The sequence below is a fragment of the Streptomyces marokkonensis genome (genome assembly GCF_039539045.1).
In the GTDB taxonomy this organism is placed as follows: Bacteria; Actinomycetota; Actinomycetes; order Streptomycetales; family Streptomycetaceae; genus Streptomyces; species Streptomyces marokkonensis.
This window is the reverse complement of sequence record NZ_BAABCQ010000036.1, coordinates 37,133-52,757: the sequence shown is the minus strand read 5'-3', so window position 1 is coordinate 52,757 and position 15,625 is coordinate 37,133. Positions and strand designations below refer to the sequence as shown.

The following is a 15,625-nucleotide window of genomic DNA, read 5'->3' as shown; positions in this document are numbered from 1 at the left end:
GCTCGGCCTCGGGACCCTCTCCGCCTGCTCGGGCGACAGTGCGGCGGCGGGCAACACGGACAAGTTCGACGTCGTCGCGTCGTTCTACCCCATGGCCTTCCTCGCCGAGGAGATAGGCGGCGACCACGTCAACGTCAGCAGCCTCACCGAGCCCGGCCAGGAACCGCACGACCTGGAGCTCAGCACCAAGCAGCGCGCGCAGCTGGAGGAGACCGACGCGGCGCTCTTCCTCGAGGGACTCCAGCCCGCCGTCGACGAGGCCATCGGCCAGTCCGGCGTCAAGACGAAGATCGACGCGGCCACGCTGACCTCCCTGGAGGAGCACGGCGCCGAGGCCGGCGGCCACGACCACGAGGGCGAGGCCGCCCACGAGGAAGAGCACGCCGAGGGCGAGCACGCCGCGGAGGAAGAGCACACCGAGGAAGAGCACGGCCACGAGCACAGCCACGAGGCCGGCGGCAAGGACCCCCACATCTGGCTCGACCCGGTCAAGTACGCCGAGGTCGCCGAGGGCGTAGGCAAGGCCTTCGAGAAGGCCGACCCCGACCACGCCGCCGACTACAAGAAGAACACCGAGGCCCTGGTCAAGAAGCTCGGCGACCTGAACACGAAGTTCGAGACCGGCCTGAAGGACACGGACACCAAGGTCTTCATCACCACGCACGCCGCCTTCGGCTACCTCGCCGAGCGCTACGGCCTGACCGAGGAGGCCATCAGCGGCCTCAGCCCCGAGTCCGAGCCCAGCGCCGCCCGGGTCAAGGAGCTTGAGAAGATGGCCAAGGCCGACGGCGTCTCCACGATCTTCTACGAGACGCTCGTCAGCGACAAGACCGCGAAGACGGTCGCCAAGGACTCCAACCTCGAGACGGACGTCCTCGACCCGCTCGAGGGCATCACCGACAAGTCCCGCGGCGACGACTACTTCCAGGTCATGGAAGCCAACCTCAAGGCACTGCAGACGGCTCTGGGAGCCAAATGACCAACCCTCTGGAGGGCAGCGGCATGAACGAGCCCGTGAGCAGGCCCGTCGACGAGCCCGTCATATCCCTGCGCGGCGTCCGAGCCGAGCTCGGCTCGCGCCCCGTCCTGCGCGGCATCGACCTCACCGTGCGCCGCGGCGAGGTCGTCGCCCTGCTCGGCGCCAACGGCTCGGGCAAGTCCACGGCCGTGCGCACCGTCATCGGCCAGGTACCGGTCACGGACGGGAAGATCGAGCTGTTCGGCACCCCCCGGCGCCGGTTCCGCGACTGGGCGCGCGTGGGCTACGTCCCGCAGCGCACCACGGCCGCGGGCGGCGTCCCCGCCACGGTGACCGAGGTCGTCTCCTCCGGCCGGCTCTCCCGGGCCCGCTTCGGCATCCTGCGCCGGGCCGACCACGAGGCCGTACGCAGGGCCCTCGACCTGGTCGGCATGGCGGACAGGGCCAAGGACTCCGTGGACGCCCTCTCCGGCGGCCAGCACCAGCGCGTACTGATCGCCCGCGCGCTCGCCTCCGAACCCGAACTGCTGATCATGGACGAGCCGATGGCGGGCGTCGACCTGGCCAGCCAGGAGGTCCTGGCCGCCACCCTGCGCGAGCAGGTCGCGGCCGGCTCCACCGTCCTGCTCGTCCTGCACGAGCTGGGCCCGCTGGAGCCCCTGATCGACCGGGCCGTGGTGCTCCGCGACGGCTGCGTCCTGCACGACGGCCCGCCCCCCGAAGCGGTCGGCCAGCACGCGCTGCCCGGCCACGACCACGTACACCCGCACGCGGCGGCCGGCGCCGAACCGATCCGCACCGGACTGCTGAGCTGAGAAGGCCCCCATGGAAATACTGAACTACGCCTTCATGCAGCGGGCGCTGCTGGCCGCCGTCCTGGTCGGCATCACCGCCCCCGCCGTCGGCATCTACCTGGTCCAGCGCCGTCAGGCCCTCATGGGCGACGGCATCGGCCACGTGGCGATGACCGGTGTCGGCCTCGGCTTCCTGCTCACCTGGTCCCCGGTGTGGATGGCCACGCTGGTCGCCGTGCTCGGCGCGGTCCTCATGGAGCTGATCCGCTGGTACGGCAGGACCCGCGGCGACATCGCCCTCGCCATGCTCTTCTACGGCGGTATGGCCGGCGGCGTGATGTTCATCAACCTGGCGCCGACGGGCTCCAACGCCAACCTGAACTCGTATCTCTTCGGCTCGCTGTCCACGGTGAGCGAGTCCGACGTCACGGCGATCTGCGTGCTGGCCGCCTTCGTGGTCCTGGTCACCCTCGGCCTGCGCCGCCAGCTGTTCGCGGTCAGCCAGGACGAGGAGTTCGCCCGGGTCACCGGCCTGCCGGTACGCGCGCTCAACCTGCTCACCGCCGTCACGGCGGCGGTCACGGTGACGGTCGCGATGCGCGTCGTCGGGCTGCTGCTGGTGTCGGCGCTGATGGTGGTCCCGGTGGCCGCCGCCCAGCAGCTCACCCGCAGCTTCGCCGCCACCTTCGCGATCGCCGTCGCCATCGGCGTCAGCGTGACCATCGGCGGCACGGTCACCTCGTACTACCAGGACGTGCCGCCCGGCGCGACCATCGTGCTGCTCACCATCGGCGCGTTCATCCTGCTCACGGCGCTGGCGGCGCCACTGGCCCGGCGACGCGCGCGGGCGGCCACCGCGGCGCGGGCCGCCGCCGATCCGGCGGAGTGCAAGATTCCGGCCACCCGGGGGGCCACCGACGAGGTCGGCGTCTGACCGCCGGGCGGCCGGGCTGGCACAATGGCCCGGCAAGCCCCAGACGGCAGACGTGAGGAGGAGTACCGGTGACGACCGCTGGACCGCCCGTGAAGGGCCGCGCCACCCGGCAGCGGGCCGCCGTGTCGGCGGCCCTCCAGGAGGTCGAGGAGTTCCGCAGCGCACAGGAGCTCCACGACATGCTCAAGCACAAGGGTGACTCGGTCGGGCTCACCACGGTCTACCGCACCCTTCAGTCCCTCGCCGACGCCGGCGAGGTAGACGTCCTGCGCACCGCCGAGGGCGAGTCCGTCTACCGCCGCTGCTCCACCGACGACCACCACCACCACCTGGTCTGCCGCACCTGCGGCAAGGCGGTCGAGGTCGAGGGCCCCGCGGTCGAGAAGTGGGCGGAGGCCATCGCCGCCGAGCACGGCTACGTCAACGTCGCGCACACGGTGGAGATCTTCGGCACCTGCGCGGACTGCGCGAACGCCTCCGGCGGCTGAGCCGTGGGGCCGGGGCTTCGCCCCGGGCCCCTTTTCGGCCTGGCGGCCTCGTCCTCAAACTCCCCCAGAGGGGGCACCCCCATACGGGCTGGAAGGATCAAACACCGGACGGGCGGGAGGGATCCGGCCCGCCCTCCATCGCGAGGAGCTCCTCGTTCGGGATCGCGCCGCCGAAGCGCCGGTCCCGGGAGGCGAACTCCAGGCACGCGCGCCACAGGTCGCGCCGGTCGAAGTCGGGCCAGAGCACGTCCTGGAACACCATCTCCGCGTACGCGCTCTGCCAGAGCAGGTAGTTGGACGTCCGCTGCTCCCCGCTCGGCCGCAGGAAGAGGTCCACGTCCGGCATGTCCGGGTAGTACAGGTACTTCGCGAGCGTCTTCTCGTTCACCTTCGACGGGTCGAGCCGCCCGGCCCGCACGTCCTCGGCGAGGGCCTGCGCGGCGTCGGCGATCTCCGCGCGCCCGCCGTAGTTCATGCAGAAGTACAGAGTGAGCCGGTCGTTGTCCTTGGTCTGCTCCTGGGCGACCTGGAGCTCCTTGGCCACCGACTTCCACAGCTTGGGCATCCGCCCCACCCAGCGCACCCGGATCCCCAGCGCGTCGAGCTGGTCGCGGCTCTTGCGGATGAAGTCCCGGTTGAAGTTCATCAGGAAGCGCACCTCGTCCGGCGACCGCTTCCAGTTCTCGGTGGAGAAGGCGTACAGGGAGATGTTCTCCACGCCGATCTCGATCGCGCCCTGGAGCACGTCCACCACCCGCTCGGCCCCGACCTTGTGGCCCTCGGTGCGCGGCAGCCCGCGCTCCTTGGCCCAGCGCCCGTTGCCGTCCATGACGATCGCCACATGCTCCGGCACCAGCTCGCCGAGGTTCGGGGGCCGCGCGCCGGACGGGTGCTGCTCCGGCGACCTGTACTCCCGGCGCTGACGCCCCAGGAACCCGCGTACGGCCATGTGTCTCTCGTCTCCTCGTGCTGTGTGTCTGTTCTTCCAGGACTTCTCGGCTAGGTCTTCTCGACGTAGCGCAGGGAGCGCAGGCCGCGTTCCAGGTGCCAGTGCAGGTACGCGGACACCAGCCCGCTCCCCTCCCGGACGTGGCGCGGCTCGCACGCGTCGGCGGTCGCCCAGTCTCCCGTGAGCAGCGCCCCGAGCAGTTCCAGGGCCTGCGGCGAGGGTACGACGCTGCCGGGCACCCGGCAGTCGGCGCAGACGGAGCCGCCCGAGCCGACCGAGAAGAACCGGTTGGGTCCCGGCATGCCGCACTTCGCGCAGTCGCCGAAGGTCGGGGCGTACCCGTTCACGGCGAGGGAGCGCAGCAGGAACGCGTCCAGGACGAGGTTGGGCGCGTGCTCGCCCCGGGCGAGGGTCCGCAGCCCGCCGACCAGCAGCAGGTACTGCTGCACCGCCGGCTCGCCCTCGTGGTCCGTGAACCGCTCGGCCGTCTCCAGCATGGCCGTCCCGGCGGTGTACCGAGGGTAGTCGGTGACGATCCCGCCGCCGTACGGCGCGATGGTCTCGCTCTGCGTGCACAGCGGCAGCCCACGGCCGACCAGCTCGCTCCCCTTCGAGAAGAACTGCACGTCCACGTGCGAGAACGGCTCCAGCCGCGCCCCGAACTTCGACTTGGTCCGCCGCACCCCGCGGGCCACGGCGCGTACGCGTCCGTGACCGCGCGTGAGCAACGTGATGATCCGGTCCGCCTCACCCAGCTTCTGGGTGCGCAGCACGATGCCGTCGTCGCGGAACAGACTCATGACGCCCATTCTCGCGCATGGCTTCAAGGCACCTCGCCACGGCTTCGGGCGTTGGCGTACGCCGTCGCCGCGCTGAGCCGCTCGGACGGAGTGGCGTGACGGACGTCACCCGGCGCGGCGTCCCACTCCCGCCCCCCGCCGTACGGCCGCATCTGCACGTACGGCCCCTCGTGTCCCATGACGACGCCGACCCGCCCGCTCCGGAGGTCGACGGCGTAGGACCCGACCGGCGGCATGATCATCGCAGCACCGCCGCGAGTCGCCGCGCGGTCTCGACGGAACACCGCCCCAATTCGATGAGCGGACAGGGGGCCTCCCGCGCAAGACTCACCGGGTCCAGCCCGAGTGACGGCAGAGTAATTCCTGCCTCAGTGAGCGCTGCGCGCAATTCTTTCACCGTAACCTCCGCTTCTTCGACGCAGGGCGTCGCATGCCGTGCCTCCACCGTGTTCCCCTTCCCTTTACGGTTTCACTCTTCGTGTCCCAAGAATGCCCCTCCGTGACTACGATCGGGGGGAGTTCGCGCACTACAAGTGCGGGTCAGTACAGGGGGGTTGGTTATGGCCAACGGTTCACGGCAAGCGGCTTGGGAGTTCTTCGGTATTGAACTAAAACGCCGTCGAGAGGACGCCGGAATCACCCAAGTCGAGCTGGGAGCGCGGGTATTCGTCTCCGGCGGATACATCGGCCAGTTCGAACAGGCAATTCGCAAACCGCAGCTGGATGTGGCCCAGCGGATTGACGGAGTGCTGCAAACCGACGGTATTTTCGAGCGGCTGTGCCGGAAGCTGATTGACGATCCTCGGTATGCGGATTACTTCGCCCATGTGGTGGAGTTGGAGCGCCTGGCCACGCGGGTCTGCGAGTTCGCGCCGACGGTGGTTCCTGGCCTGCTCCAGACGCAGCAGTACGCACGCGCGGTGACGATCGCCGCCAACCCGTTCAAGTCCGACGCCTATGTCGACGAGATCGTCACCGCCCGCCTGGAGCGGTCACTGATCCTCGACGACGCTGCACGGCCCGAGTACTGGGTCGCGTTGCACGAGAACGTGTTGCGGATCCCGGTGGGCGGAGCGCAGGGGATGGCGGCGCAACTGGAGCACATCACGCGGCTGATGCGGGAGCGCACGGCGGTGGTGACGGTGCTGCCGTACGAGGCGGGGGCGCACGCGGCCATGGGCGGGATGCTGAAACTCATGGACTTCGAGGATGCCCCGCCGGTGGCTTATACAGAGACGGAGTATTCGGGCACACTCATCGACAGTCCAGCCGTGGTGATGCACGCCCAGCGCACATACGATCTACTCAGGGTCGCCGCGCTGTCGCCGGAGGCGTCCCTGGCCCTGGTCGAGTCGGCGGCGGAGGACTTCAGACGATGCGCGAGTACGACCTGACCAACGCCCGCTGGACGAAGAGCAGCTACAGCAACGGCCAAGGCGGCGACTGCGTCGAGGTCGCCGACGGAGTCCCCGGTGTCGTCCCCGTCCGGGACAGCAAGGTGGCCGACGGCTCGGTGGTCCTCGTCGCCCCAACCGCCTGGACGGGGTTCGTCGCCGGGTTGGCGCGGCGTGCGGCGACGGACTGACGGGAGTCAGGGGCGACCCCGAGTGGTGGCACTGGGGTAATCCCCCCTGAATCTCAGGCTGTTACCCGGATGGGGAGGGCCCCGGGCATCCGCGAGGGTCGCCGTATGACGCAGCGCACTCGAACCATCCGTAACGCCGCCATCGTCGGCGTGTCCACCGCCCTCCTCGGCATCACCGCGCCCGTGACCGCGACGGCCTCCGCGACCACGGGCCCGTCCAAGCCCCTCACCTGGACGGACTGCGAGGGCGGCGCCGCCGACCCCCGTCAGCAGTGCGCCACCCTCCAGGTCCCCATGGACTACGCCGACCCCGACAGCCCGCTCATCGACATCGCCGTTTCCCGCATCCCCGCAGAGGATCCGGACGCCCGGCGCGGGGCCCTGCTGCTCATCCCCGGCGGGCCGGGCGGCTCAAGCCTGAACGACCCGTCGAAGAAGGGGCAGAAGCTGCCGCAGGAGGTACGGGGCACCCACGACCTGATCGGGTTCGCCCCGCGCGGCCTCGCACCGTCCACCGCCGTCGACTGCGGCCTGGAGTACGGCGACCTCGCCACCTCCAGGCTCCGCCCCTGGCCCGCCCCCGACGGCTCGGTGGACGGGAACATGGTCGCCGCCCAACGCATGGCCGACGCCTGCGCCCGCAACGGCGGCGAGCTGATGCGACACCTCAGCACCGCCAACGAGGCCCGCGACATCGACCGCCTCCGGGCCGCGCTCGGCGAGCGGAAGATCTCCGCGTGGGGCGTCTCGTACGGGACGTACGTCGGCGCGGTGTACGCGCAACTCTTCCCGCACCGCACCGACCGCGTCGTGTTGGACAGCGTCGACGACCCGGACCCCGCCCGTGTCGCCCGCGCCTGGCTCGCCGGGCACGAACAGGGTGTGGAGGACGTCTTCCCGCACTTCGCCGCCTGGGCGTCGAAGCCCGGCAACCCGGACCGCCTCGCGCGCAAGGCCGCCGACGTGCGGCCGATGTTCCTGCGGCTCGCCGCCCGGCTCGACCGCGAGCCGATCCCGTGGCCCGGCGCCAACCCGGAGGAACTGAACGGCAACGTGCTGCGCCAGACGATGCTGGACAGCCTCTACCGCCCCAGCCGCTACCCGGCGCTCGCCGAGCTGATGCGGGCCGCGCGGCAGGGCACCGTGCCGCCCGCGCCCGAGGCGCCGCCCGAGGACGTGCTGCAGAACGTCGCCGGCGTGGGCGCCGGGACGCTCTGCAACGACGTCGCCTGGCCCAAGTCCGGGGCCGTGTATCAGAAGGGCGTCGACGAGAGCCGCGCCAAGTACCCGCTCACCGCCGGGATGCCCCGCAACGCGATGCTGTGCGCCGCCTGGCCCTACCAGCCGCGCGAGGCGCCCGTGCGCATCACCGACCGGGGGCCGTCCAACATCCTGCTCGTCCAGAACGAGCGGGACGTCGCCACCCCGTTCAGCGGCGCTCTGAAGATGCGGGAGGCACTCGGCCGGCGCGCGGTCATGGTCACCGTGGACTCCACCGGCCACGACGCCTACCTCGCCGAGGGCAACGCCTGCGGCGACCGCACGGTCTCCCACTTCCTGGCGACGGGAGAACGCCCGGACGCGGACACCTACTGCGAGTAGCCGGCGCCCGGCGTGACCAGCCCCGACTCGTAGCCCACGATGACCAGTTGCGCCCGGTCCCGGGCCCTCAGTTTGCCCATGATGCGGCTTACGTGGGTCTTGGCGGTCAGAGGGCTCAGTCCCAGCGAGTCGGCGATCTCCGTGTTGTTGAGGCCGCGTGCGACCAGGGTGAGTACCTGGCGTTCGCGGTCCGACAGGCAGTCGGGGCCGCCGCCGTCCGTCACCGGCGTCGAAGGGCTGCGCAGGAAGCGCTCGATGAGCCGTGCCGTGGGGCCGGGCGACAGGAGGGCGTCGCCCGCCGTCACGGTACGGATGGCGTCGAGGAGGTCGGCGGGCCTGGTGTCCTTCACCAGGAAGCCGGAGGCGCCCGCCCGCAGTGCCTCCACGATGTTGTCGTCGGTGTCGTAGGTGGTGAGGACCAGCACCTTCACGCCGGCCAGGTCCTCGTCGGCCGCGATGAGCCGGGTCGCCTCGATACCGTCCAGGTCGGGCATGCGGATGTCCATGACGACCAGGTCGGCGCGTTCCGTGCGGGCCAGGTCGACGGCCTGGCGGCCGGTGCCCGCCTCGCCGACGACCTCCATGTCGGGGGCCGACGCCACGAGCAGGGCGAACGCGGCACGGACGAGGTTCTGATCGTCCGCGAGCAGCACTCGTATGGTCATCCGTCAGCCGTCTCTCTGCGTGGTCGCGGTCGTCAGGGGCGCGGCGGGCGGCGCGGGTGCCGCCGACGCCGTGGGTGTCGGCAGTACGGCCGTCACCTCGAAGCCGCCGGCGCCCCCGCCCCGCGGCCCGGCGTCGAAGGTGCCGCCCACACTGCGGGCCCGCTCGCGCATGCCGACGAGGCCGAAGCCGGGGATGCCGCCGTGGTCGTCGGAGCCGGTGCCGTCGTCGGTGACGGCCAAACGCAGGACGCCCCGCTCCGCGTGCACCTCGACGTGGACGGACGGTTCCGGGCCCGCGTGGCGTACGGCGTTGGTCAGCGCCTCCTGCACGATGCGGTAGGCGGCGGCGCCGACCGCGGGCGGGACGCCGTCGGCGCGTACCGACAGGTCCACCCGGGCTCCGGCCAGCCGGGCCGCCTCGGCCAGGTCGGGCAGGCCGTGCAGTCCGGGCAGCGGGCCTCGGGCATCCGGCGCGTCCTGTCCCCGCAGGACCTCCAGCGTGGTCCGCAGTTCGCCGCGCGCGCTCCGGCAGGTCTCGGCGATGTCGTCGAGGGCCTTGGCGACGGCGGCCCGGTCCAGACGCTCGGGGTCGGCGGTCAGGACGTGGGCGGCGACGGAGGTCTGCACGCCGATGAGGGTGATGCTGTGCGCGAGCAGGTCGTGCAGGTCCCGCGCGACGCGCAGGCGTTCCTCGGCGACGCGGCGCCGGGCCTCCTCCTCACGGGTGCGTTCGGCGCGCTCGGCGCGTTCGACGATGGAGGCGACGTAGTGCCGGTAGAAGCGGACGTCGATGCCGCAGAACAGGACCGCGACGACCCAGCCGGTGATCCGGAGCAGCTCGACCATGCCGTCGGGGTTGGTGACGGCGTTCATGGACAGCCCCACGCCGATGACTGCGAAGCCGACGACCAGGGTGCGGCGCACCGTGCCGGTCGCCGCGAGTGTGTAGAGGGCCGTCATGGTCGCGGGGCCGGGCGCGGAGTGGTTGTAGTCGAGGGCGTGAAAGGCGGCGACCGGAGCGGCCACCAGGCAGAGCACCAGCAGGGGACGGTGCCTGCGCCGCACGAGCGGCACGTGGGCGACGAGCAGCAGCGTCCAACCCACCGCGTCCGGGCGACGGCCCTCGTCGGTGAGCAGCGCGACACAGGCCGCCGCCGCGGCGAGGAACACGGCGAGCACGGCGTCGTTGCGGTCCCGGTGCGGGGCGGTGAGCGGGTCGCGGTTGATCGCGGCCATGATCCGCTCACCGGGGCGGGACGGCCGGGACGCCGCCGGAGTCGTTGCCTGCACGCGGCCATCCTCCTTGACGGACGCGCCCCTCCGGGAGAGGAGGGGCGCACTCCGGTCGTCGGGCACCTCAGACACCGGCGGGCTCTCGCTCCGCCGCCGGCAGGGGCTCCCCCTCGGGCGCCCGGGACAGGCGGCCCGGCCACCACACCCGGCGCCGCAGGACGACGCTCGCGCTGGTGACCAGGTAGGTGCGGACCAGGAAGGTGTCGAGGAGGACACCGACCGCGATGACGAAGCCCAGCTCGACGAGTTGCACCATCGGCATGTTGGTGAGCACCCCGAAGGTGGCCGCGAGGACGAGTCCGGCGGAGGCGATGACACCGCCCGTGGCACGCAGCGCGGTGAGCGCGGCCCGCGTGGGTTCGGCGCCCCGCAGGGACTCCTCGCGCATGCGGTGCATCAGGAAGATGCCGTAGTCGACGCCCAGTGCCACCAGGAAGACGAAGGACAGCAGGCCCAGGCCCGGATCGGTGCCCTCGAAGCCGAAGAGGGGCCCGAAGACCAGCCCTCCGATGCCGAGGGCCGCACCCCACACGGCGACGACGGCGGCGACCAGGATCAGCGGCGCGACCAGTGACCGCAGGAGGGCCGCGAGGATCAGCAGCACCGAGAGCAGCACGATCGGTACGACGACGACGGTGTCCCGGGCGCTGGTGTCCTCCAGGTCGATCTGCTGGGCGCTGGGGCCGCCGACGTAGGAGCCGTCGAGTGCGTCGCGCAGGGCGTCGATGGTGGCGGTCTCGGCCGCCGACTGGGGCGGTGCGGAGGCCAGTACGGTCAGTTCGGTCCAGCCTTGGCCGGTGCGGCCCCGCTCGGCGCTCTTGACGCCTCGGGTGTCGCGGGCCTCGGCGAGCGCGGCGTCGGCGCGGTCGGTGGGGGCGATGACGGTGATGGGCTGGGTGCCGCGCTCCGGGTAGGCGGCGGCGAGGGTCTCCATGGCGGCGATCGCCTCGGGCCTGGTGGTGAAGGTGTCCTCCTGCTTGAGGGAGCCGGGGAGATTGAACGACCCGAGGGCGAGTGCGCCCAGGAGCACGGCGCCGCCGACGAGGACGGCGCGGGGCCGGCGTTCGGCGGAACTGCCCATCGCGGTGAACAGCGACCTGCGGGCCTTGGGGGTGCTGCCGTAGCGGGGTACGAGCGGCCAGAAGACGCGGCGGCCGAGCAGGACCAGGATCGCCGGGAGCAGCGTGAGCATGGCGGCCAGGGCGCACAGCACGCCGACGGTGCCGAGCGGGCCCATGCCGCGGCTGGAGTTGAGGTCGGCGGCGAGCAGGCAGAGCAGTCCGGCGGCGACGGTGCCGGAGGAGGCGAGCACGGCGGGGCCGCAGCCGCGCAGGGCGGCGACCATGGCGTCGTAGGGGCGTTCGATACGGCGCAGTTCCTCGCGGTAGCGGGAGACGAGCAGCAGCGCGTAGTCGGTGCCGACGCCGAAGACGAGGATGGTCATGATGCCGGCGCTCTGGCCGGAGACCGAGGTGCCGAACCACTGGTTGAGGCCGTAGGCGACTCCCATGGAGAGGTAGTCGGCGATTCCGGCGACGGCGAGCGGGACGAGCCACAGGAAGGGGCTGCGGTAGATGAGGATCAGCAGGAGGGCGACGACGGCCGCGGTGGTGTAGAGCAGCGGGCCGTCGAGGGAGTTGTAGACCTCGCCGGCGTCGGTGGCCAGTGCGCCCGCGCCACCGACCTCCGCGCTCAGCCCGTCGCCGCCCTCGGCGACGTCCCGTACGGCGTTGACCAGTGCGTCGCGGGCCTCCTCGTCCTGGCCGGGCTCGGTGGAGGCGACCGGGTACATGAGGGTGGTGCCGTCCTTGGACGGGATGGCCTCCGGGCGGTCGGTCAGCGGGTGCGCGCCCGCGATCTCGGCGATCTGGTCGGCGGCGGTGGCCTTGTCGGCGGCGGTCAGTCCGGTGTCGCGGTGGTAGACGACGACCATCTCGGTGGCCTCGCCGCCCGGCAGCCGGTCCTGGATCTTCGCGACCTGGGTCGAGTCGGCGCTCGCCGGCAGGTAGTCGACGGCGCGGTCCTGCTGCACGTCGGACAGTTTCGACGCGAACGGCGAGGCGATCGCCAGGACGGCGATCCAGAGTCCGAGCACCAGCCAGGGCACGGCCCGCCGCCGTGTCCCGCCGGCTCCCCCGCCCGTTGTTCCTCGTGTCCTTGCTGCCCCCATGTGACGGGCTCCCCTCCGGTCGGATGTCTGGTCTGTCCGTCTCCAGACTTCCGGTGGCGGGGCGTCGGCACGTCGGGCGCGAGGGCGATCCGGCCGTTACTGCACGGGGTGACGCGGGGCCGCCCCTACTCCCCGGGGAGTACCCGGGGCGGGGCGCCGGTCAGGCGCGGTCGACCATCCAGTTGCCGTCCTCCTCGGCGTCGACCCGCACTTCCAGTTCGCGCAGGCCCATGCCCGCGTCCCAGAGTTCCTTGAAGCGCTTCATGCGGTCCCGTACGTACTCCTGGCGCGCGGTGAGCCGGGTGCGGACGTTGACGTCGCGCAGGTCCTGCTCGACCTCGAACGACACCTCCTCGTCGTAGAGGATGAAGTCGTTGGTGGTGCCGCGCTGGAGGTGCGGGGGCAGTTCGGGCAGGACGGCCACGCGTACGTCGATACGCCGCAGTTCCTGCTCCTCGCACAGCCGCAGCAGCCGGTCGTCGAGCTCGCGCGCGCTCTCCAGCAGGAACAGCCGGCGTACCGACACGCCCTGTTCGTCGATCGCCGCCTGCTGGGCGTCGAGGTAGCGGCCCGCGGGTTCGCTGGTCCAGAAGTCCCGGTCGACGGAGGTGCTGGTGGCGCAGATGGACTGCTCGGCGGCGCGGGTGAGGGTGAGCATCCAGTCGTGGTTCTCACCGGGGCACTCGGCGCTCAGGTTGGTGAGGTCCGCCATGTGGCCGACGACCCGCGACATCTCCAGGTGGACGAAGGTGTGCAGGATGGAGGTGCCGGGCAGCAGGACGTCGGCGAAGCCCTTGGCCAGGTCGGGCAGGCTCTCGATGCGGACCCGGTCGAGCTGCGGGTACGGCTCGGAGGTCCCGTGGTCGACCTGGGTGACGTGTGTCTCGACCAGCTGCTTCACGTCCTCCGTGTGCCGGGTCAGGCCGGTTTTCAGCTCGTCGTCGTACCGGTTGAGGCCGTCCCGTACAGCGGCGCTGTTCTCGGCCAGCGCGTTCTCCGTCCGGCGGGTGTGTTCTTCCACCCGGCGGGTGTGTTCCTCCAGCCGGCGGGTGTGTTCCTCCAGCCGCGGGGGGTGTTGCTCCTGCCGCGGGGGGTCCGGTCGCGGGGCCAGGCCGAGGATGTACTGGACGAGTACCGCGGCGCCGGCGCAGAGAACGGCGGCCGTGAACTGCCGCAGCGTTCCGTCGTCGGGGCCGAGCAGCGCGGTGACGCTCCAGAAGAGGGCGCCGACGACCAGGGCGACCAGCAGCGTGCGCGCCCATGGGGACTCCCCCCTCGGGTCGGCCGGGTTCGTGGTGCGGACCGGGTCGTCGGACTGGGGTGACTGTGCCGTGCTCATCTCGCTTCTCCCCCCGTTGGGATACGCGTCGGATCGGGGTGCGGGGATGTGCGTGGGAGGCGCCGGCGCCCGGTCAGGGGACCGGTTCCACCTCCCGGTGGGGTGCGGGGATGGCGTGCAGGGTGAGCTGGTCGCGGATGCGCTGCACCAGTGCCTGCCACTGCCGGGTGAAGCCGGGCCGCTCTTCCAGCGGATCCCACAGCGGGGCCAGTCCACTGGCCACCCTGGCCCGGGGCATCCACAGGTGCAGCAGGTGGTCGACGGCCGGCCGCAGCGTTCGGACGACGGCGGTGGCGTCCTCGGCGGCTCCGGTGCCCAGGCGGAGGCCGTCGAGCATGCGGACGACGGTGGTGAGCAGCCAGTCGTGCAGGGCGAGGTCGTCGCAGAGCGCGGCGAGGTCGGTGCCGGGGGTGCCTTCGGGCACCCGGAGCCGCACGGTGCGCAGTTCGTCCTCGGCGAGGGTGAACCGCTCGATGGACGGGCCGCCGCCCGCGACCGCGGGGAGGGCGACCCAGCGCAGCCGGGTGGGACGGGACCGGAAGGGCGGGCGCTGGTCGAGCAGGGGGTGGCGCAGCAGCCGGGTGAGCAGCCCGTCGGCGATCAGGCCGACGTCGAGGTCGCCGTGGCGTCCGCCGCCGAGCACGCCCTGGGCGACCGCCTCGGCGGGCAGCTTCCCGAGCGGCTCGACCACGCCGGGGCGTACCAGGTACTCGCCCCACGGCCGTCGCTGGTCGGGGCCGGTGGCGGGGACGCGGAAGTGGGCGGAGGTCTGCAGGACGCGCCCCTCGGTGAGCGCGGCGTGTGCGGTGACGGTACCGACCGCGCGGATCCGGGCGCCGTTGGAGCTGGGCAGCGGGCAGTCGACGCCGGTGAGGGTGTCGGGGGAACGCGCGTAGAGACCGGGACGCTCCGAGAGCAGGACGCGTTCGTCGGCGCGCAGGGCCAGGAGCTGGGCGGCGGCGCGGATGTCGAGGGCCTGCCGGGCGGGCAGCAGACAGGTGCGGATCTCGCCGCAGGCGACTACGGCGCGCGGTGTGCTCTCCCCCGGGCCCATGTCACAGCCCCGCGTAGTAGACGTAGGAGACGCGGTCGGCGACCGAGTCCGGGACGGCGGTGCGCTCGCGCCCGGAGCGTTCGGCGACCTGTGCCAGCGCGCCCGGATCCACCTCGATCTGGTCGAGGATCACGCGGACGGCGTGTTCGACGGGGAGGAACCGGGTGGGCAGGACCGAGCAGGTCCGGTAGGCGGCGAAGGGGTCCGCCCGGGGGTTGAGCCGGAGCAGGGAGGGCAGTTCGTCCCAGGTCTCGGGGAAGCCGGTGGCGGTGTGCGGCTGGGGGACGAGGACCGCCTCGCCCTCGTTGCGCAGCAGTCCGAGCCGGGCGAGCTGCCACACGGCGGCGAGGAAGGGGCAGGACCAGGTGCGGTGCCCGTCGGCGTCGTCGCTCCACATCTCGACGTCGAGGAAGACGGAGTGGCGGCGGGCCGCGGTCTCCTGGGGCGGCTGCCAGGCGGCGGCCCGTTTCATCGCCTGCGGGGCGCGGGCGACGGGGCTGCGCTCGCCGTTGGCCAGCCAGCCGGTCTGCGCGGCGGGCGGGCGCAGACCGTAGCTGCCGGGTGGCGGCGACTCGACGATGCGGCCGGCCACCGCCTCGGCGACGGGCACCTTGCCGGTGGTGGCGCAGCCGGACTCGCGGGCCAGGTAGTCGACGGTCAGCCCGGCCCGCTCGGCCTCGGCGAGGAGCACGGGGACGACTTCGGCGGGGGTGGAGAAGCGGGTGAAGTAGTCGTCGATCAGAAAACAGGTGCTGATCCGGGCACGTTTGCCGCCGGTCCGGACGGTGGCGGCGGTGCGTGCCGCCTCCGCCCAGGGGCGTACTTCGGTGAAGTGCCGGCGCAGCCGTTCGGGCCCGGCCTCGAAGTCCTCCATGTAGAGGTGCCCCAGCTCCAGCGAGAGGTGGGCCAGCGGCACCGACTGGGTGCGCGGCTCGGCGGCGGTCTCGCGGAACACCGCGTCCGTCATGGCCGC

At 72.1% G+C, this 15,625-nt stretch carries 16 protein-coding genes; 7 read left to right on the top strand and 9 right to left on the bottom strand.

Going from position 1 to position 15,625, the window contains the following annotated elements:
• The 4 genes from ABEA26_RS12115 to ABEA26_RS12100 all read left to right on the top strand — a co-directional run.
• Window positions 1-979, top strand: a 979-nt coding sequence (locus ABEA26_RS12115; protein ID WP_345591819.1) for a metal ABC transporter substrate-binding protein, incomplete at its 5' end; no start/stop codon positions are given.
• Window positions 976-1,794 carry a metal ABC transporter ATP-binding protein gene (locus tag ABEA26_RS12110; protein ID WP_425587821.1) on the top strand — a complete coding sequence of 273 codons (819 nt, stop codon included), beginning with the start codon at window positions 976-978 and terminating at the stop codon, window positions 1,792-1,794. The genes ABEA26_RS12115 and ABEA26_RS12110, both read left to right, overlap by 4 nt.
• A gap of 10 nt (window positions 1,795-1,804) precedes the next feature.
• Window positions 1,805-2,707, top strand: coding sequence for a metal ABC transporter permease (locus tag ABEA26_RS12105; protein WP_345591817.1), 903 nt, complete (start codon window positions 1,805-1,807; stop codon window positions 2,705-2,707).
• Between the two features lie 68 nt (window positions 2,708-2,775).
• Window positions 2,776-3,195, top strand: coding sequence for a Fur family transcriptional regulator (locus ABEA26_RS12100; RefSeq protein ID WP_345591816.1), 420 nt, complete (start codon window positions 2,776-2,778; stop codon window positions 3,193-3,195).
• Window positions 3,196-3,292: 97 nt separating this feature from the next.
• Here ABEA26_RS12100 and ABEA26_RS12095 read toward each other — a convergent pair whose 3' ends face one another.
• The 3 genes from ABEA26_RS12095 to ABEA26_RS12085 are packed head-to-tail and all read right to left on the bottom strand — an operon-like array spanning window position 3,293 to window position 5,183.
• Window positions 3,293-4,144 (bottom strand): isoprenyl transferase, encoded by an 852-nt coding sequence (locus tag ABEA26_RS12095; RefSeq protein WP_345591814.1) that lies wholly within the window; start codon window positions 4,142-4,144, stop codon window positions 3,293-3,295.
• A gap of 50 nt (window positions 4,145-4,194) precedes the next feature.
• Window positions 4,195-4,944: a DNA repair protein RecO gene (recO, locus tag ABEA26_RS12090; protein WP_345591813.1), complete on the bottom strand. Its 750-nt coding sequence runs from the start codon at window positions 4,942-4,944 to the stop codon at window positions 4,195-4,197.
• Window positions 4,945-4,967: 23 nt separating this feature from the next.
• Entirely contained in the window at window positions 4,968-5,183 is a 216-nt protein-coding gene (locus ABEA26_RS12085) for a hypothetical protein (RefSeq protein WP_345591827.1), read from the bottom strand.
• Window positions 5,184-5,504: 321 nt separating this feature from the next.
• On the opposite strand from ABEA26_RS12085, the gene ABEA26_RS12075 reads away from it, so the two are divergent.
• The 3 genes from ABEA26_RS12075 to ABEA26_RS12065 all read left to right on the top strand — a co-directional run bounded on the left by ABEA26_RS12075 (window position 5,505) and on the right by ABEA26_RS12065 (window position 8,131).
• Window positions 5,505-6,338 carry a helix-turn-helix domain-containing protein gene (locus ABEA26_RS12075; RefSeq protein ID WP_345591811.1) on the top strand — a complete coding sequence of 278 codons (834 nt, stop codon included), beginning with the start codon at window positions 5,505-5,507 and terminating at the stop codon, window positions 6,336-6,338.
• The gene (locus ABEA26_RS12070) at window positions 6,320-6,529 is read left to right on the top strand and encodes a DUF397 domain-containing protein (protein WP_345591810.1); all 210 of its coding nucleotides are present in this window, start codon (window positions 6,320-6,322) and stop codon (window positions 6,527-6,529) included. The genes ABEA26_RS12075 and ABEA26_RS12070 overlap by 19 nt, the downstream gene beginning before the upstream one ends.
• A gap of 105 nt (window positions 6,530-6,634) precedes the next feature.
• Window positions 6,635-8,131, top strand: a complete 1,497-nt coding sequence (locus tag ABEA26_RS12065; RefSeq protein WP_345591808.1) for an alpha/beta hydrolase — start codon at window positions 6,635-6,637, stop codon at window positions 8,129-8,131.
• Here ABEA26_RS12065 and ABEA26_RS12060 read toward each other — a convergent pair.
• The 6 genes from ABEA26_RS12060 to ABEA26_RS12035 all read right to left on the bottom strand — a co-directional run bounded on the left by ABEA26_RS12060 (window position 8,119) and on the right by ABEA26_RS12035 (window position 15,619).
• Window positions 8,119-8,796, bottom strand: a complete 678-nt coding sequence (locus ABEA26_RS12060; RefSeq protein ID WP_345591806.1) for a response regulator transcription factor — start codon at window positions 8,794-8,796, stop codon at window positions 8,119-8,121. The genes ABEA26_RS12065 and ABEA26_RS12060 overlap by 13 nt on opposite strands.
• Window positions 8,797-8,799: 3 nt before the next feature.
• Window positions 8,800-10,086, bottom strand: coding sequence for a sensor histidine kinase (locus ABEA26_RS12055; RefSeq protein WP_425587820.1), 1,287 nt, complete (start codon window positions 10,084-10,086; stop codon window positions 8,800-8,802).
• A gap of 67 nt (window positions 10,087-10,153) precedes the next feature.
• Window positions 10,154-12,259 (bottom strand): MMPL family transporter, encoded by a 2,106-nt coding sequence (locus tag ABEA26_RS12050; RefSeq protein WP_345591805.1) that lies wholly within the window; start codon window positions 12,257-12,259, stop codon window positions 10,154-10,156.
• A 160-nt stretch (window positions 12,260-12,419) separates the two neighbouring features.
• Entirely contained in the window at window positions 12,420-13,598 is a 1,179-nt protein-coding gene (locus ABEA26_RS12045) for a hypothetical protein (protein WP_345591803.1), read from the bottom strand.
• 73 nt (window positions 13,599-13,671) lie between these two features.
• Window positions 13,672-14,652, bottom strand: a complete 981-nt coding sequence (locus ABEA26_RS12040; RefSeq protein WP_345591802.1) for an SCO2521 family protein — start codon at window positions 14,650-14,652, stop codon at window positions 13,672-13,674.
• Between the two features lies 1 nt (window position 14,653).
• Complete coding sequence (locus ABEA26_RS12035; RefSeq protein WP_345591801.1) at window positions 14,654-15,619, bottom strand: SCO2522 family protein; 966 nt, start codon at window positions 15,617-15,619, stop codon at window positions 14,654-14,656.
• Window positions 15,620-15,625 lie beyond the last annotated feature (6 nt).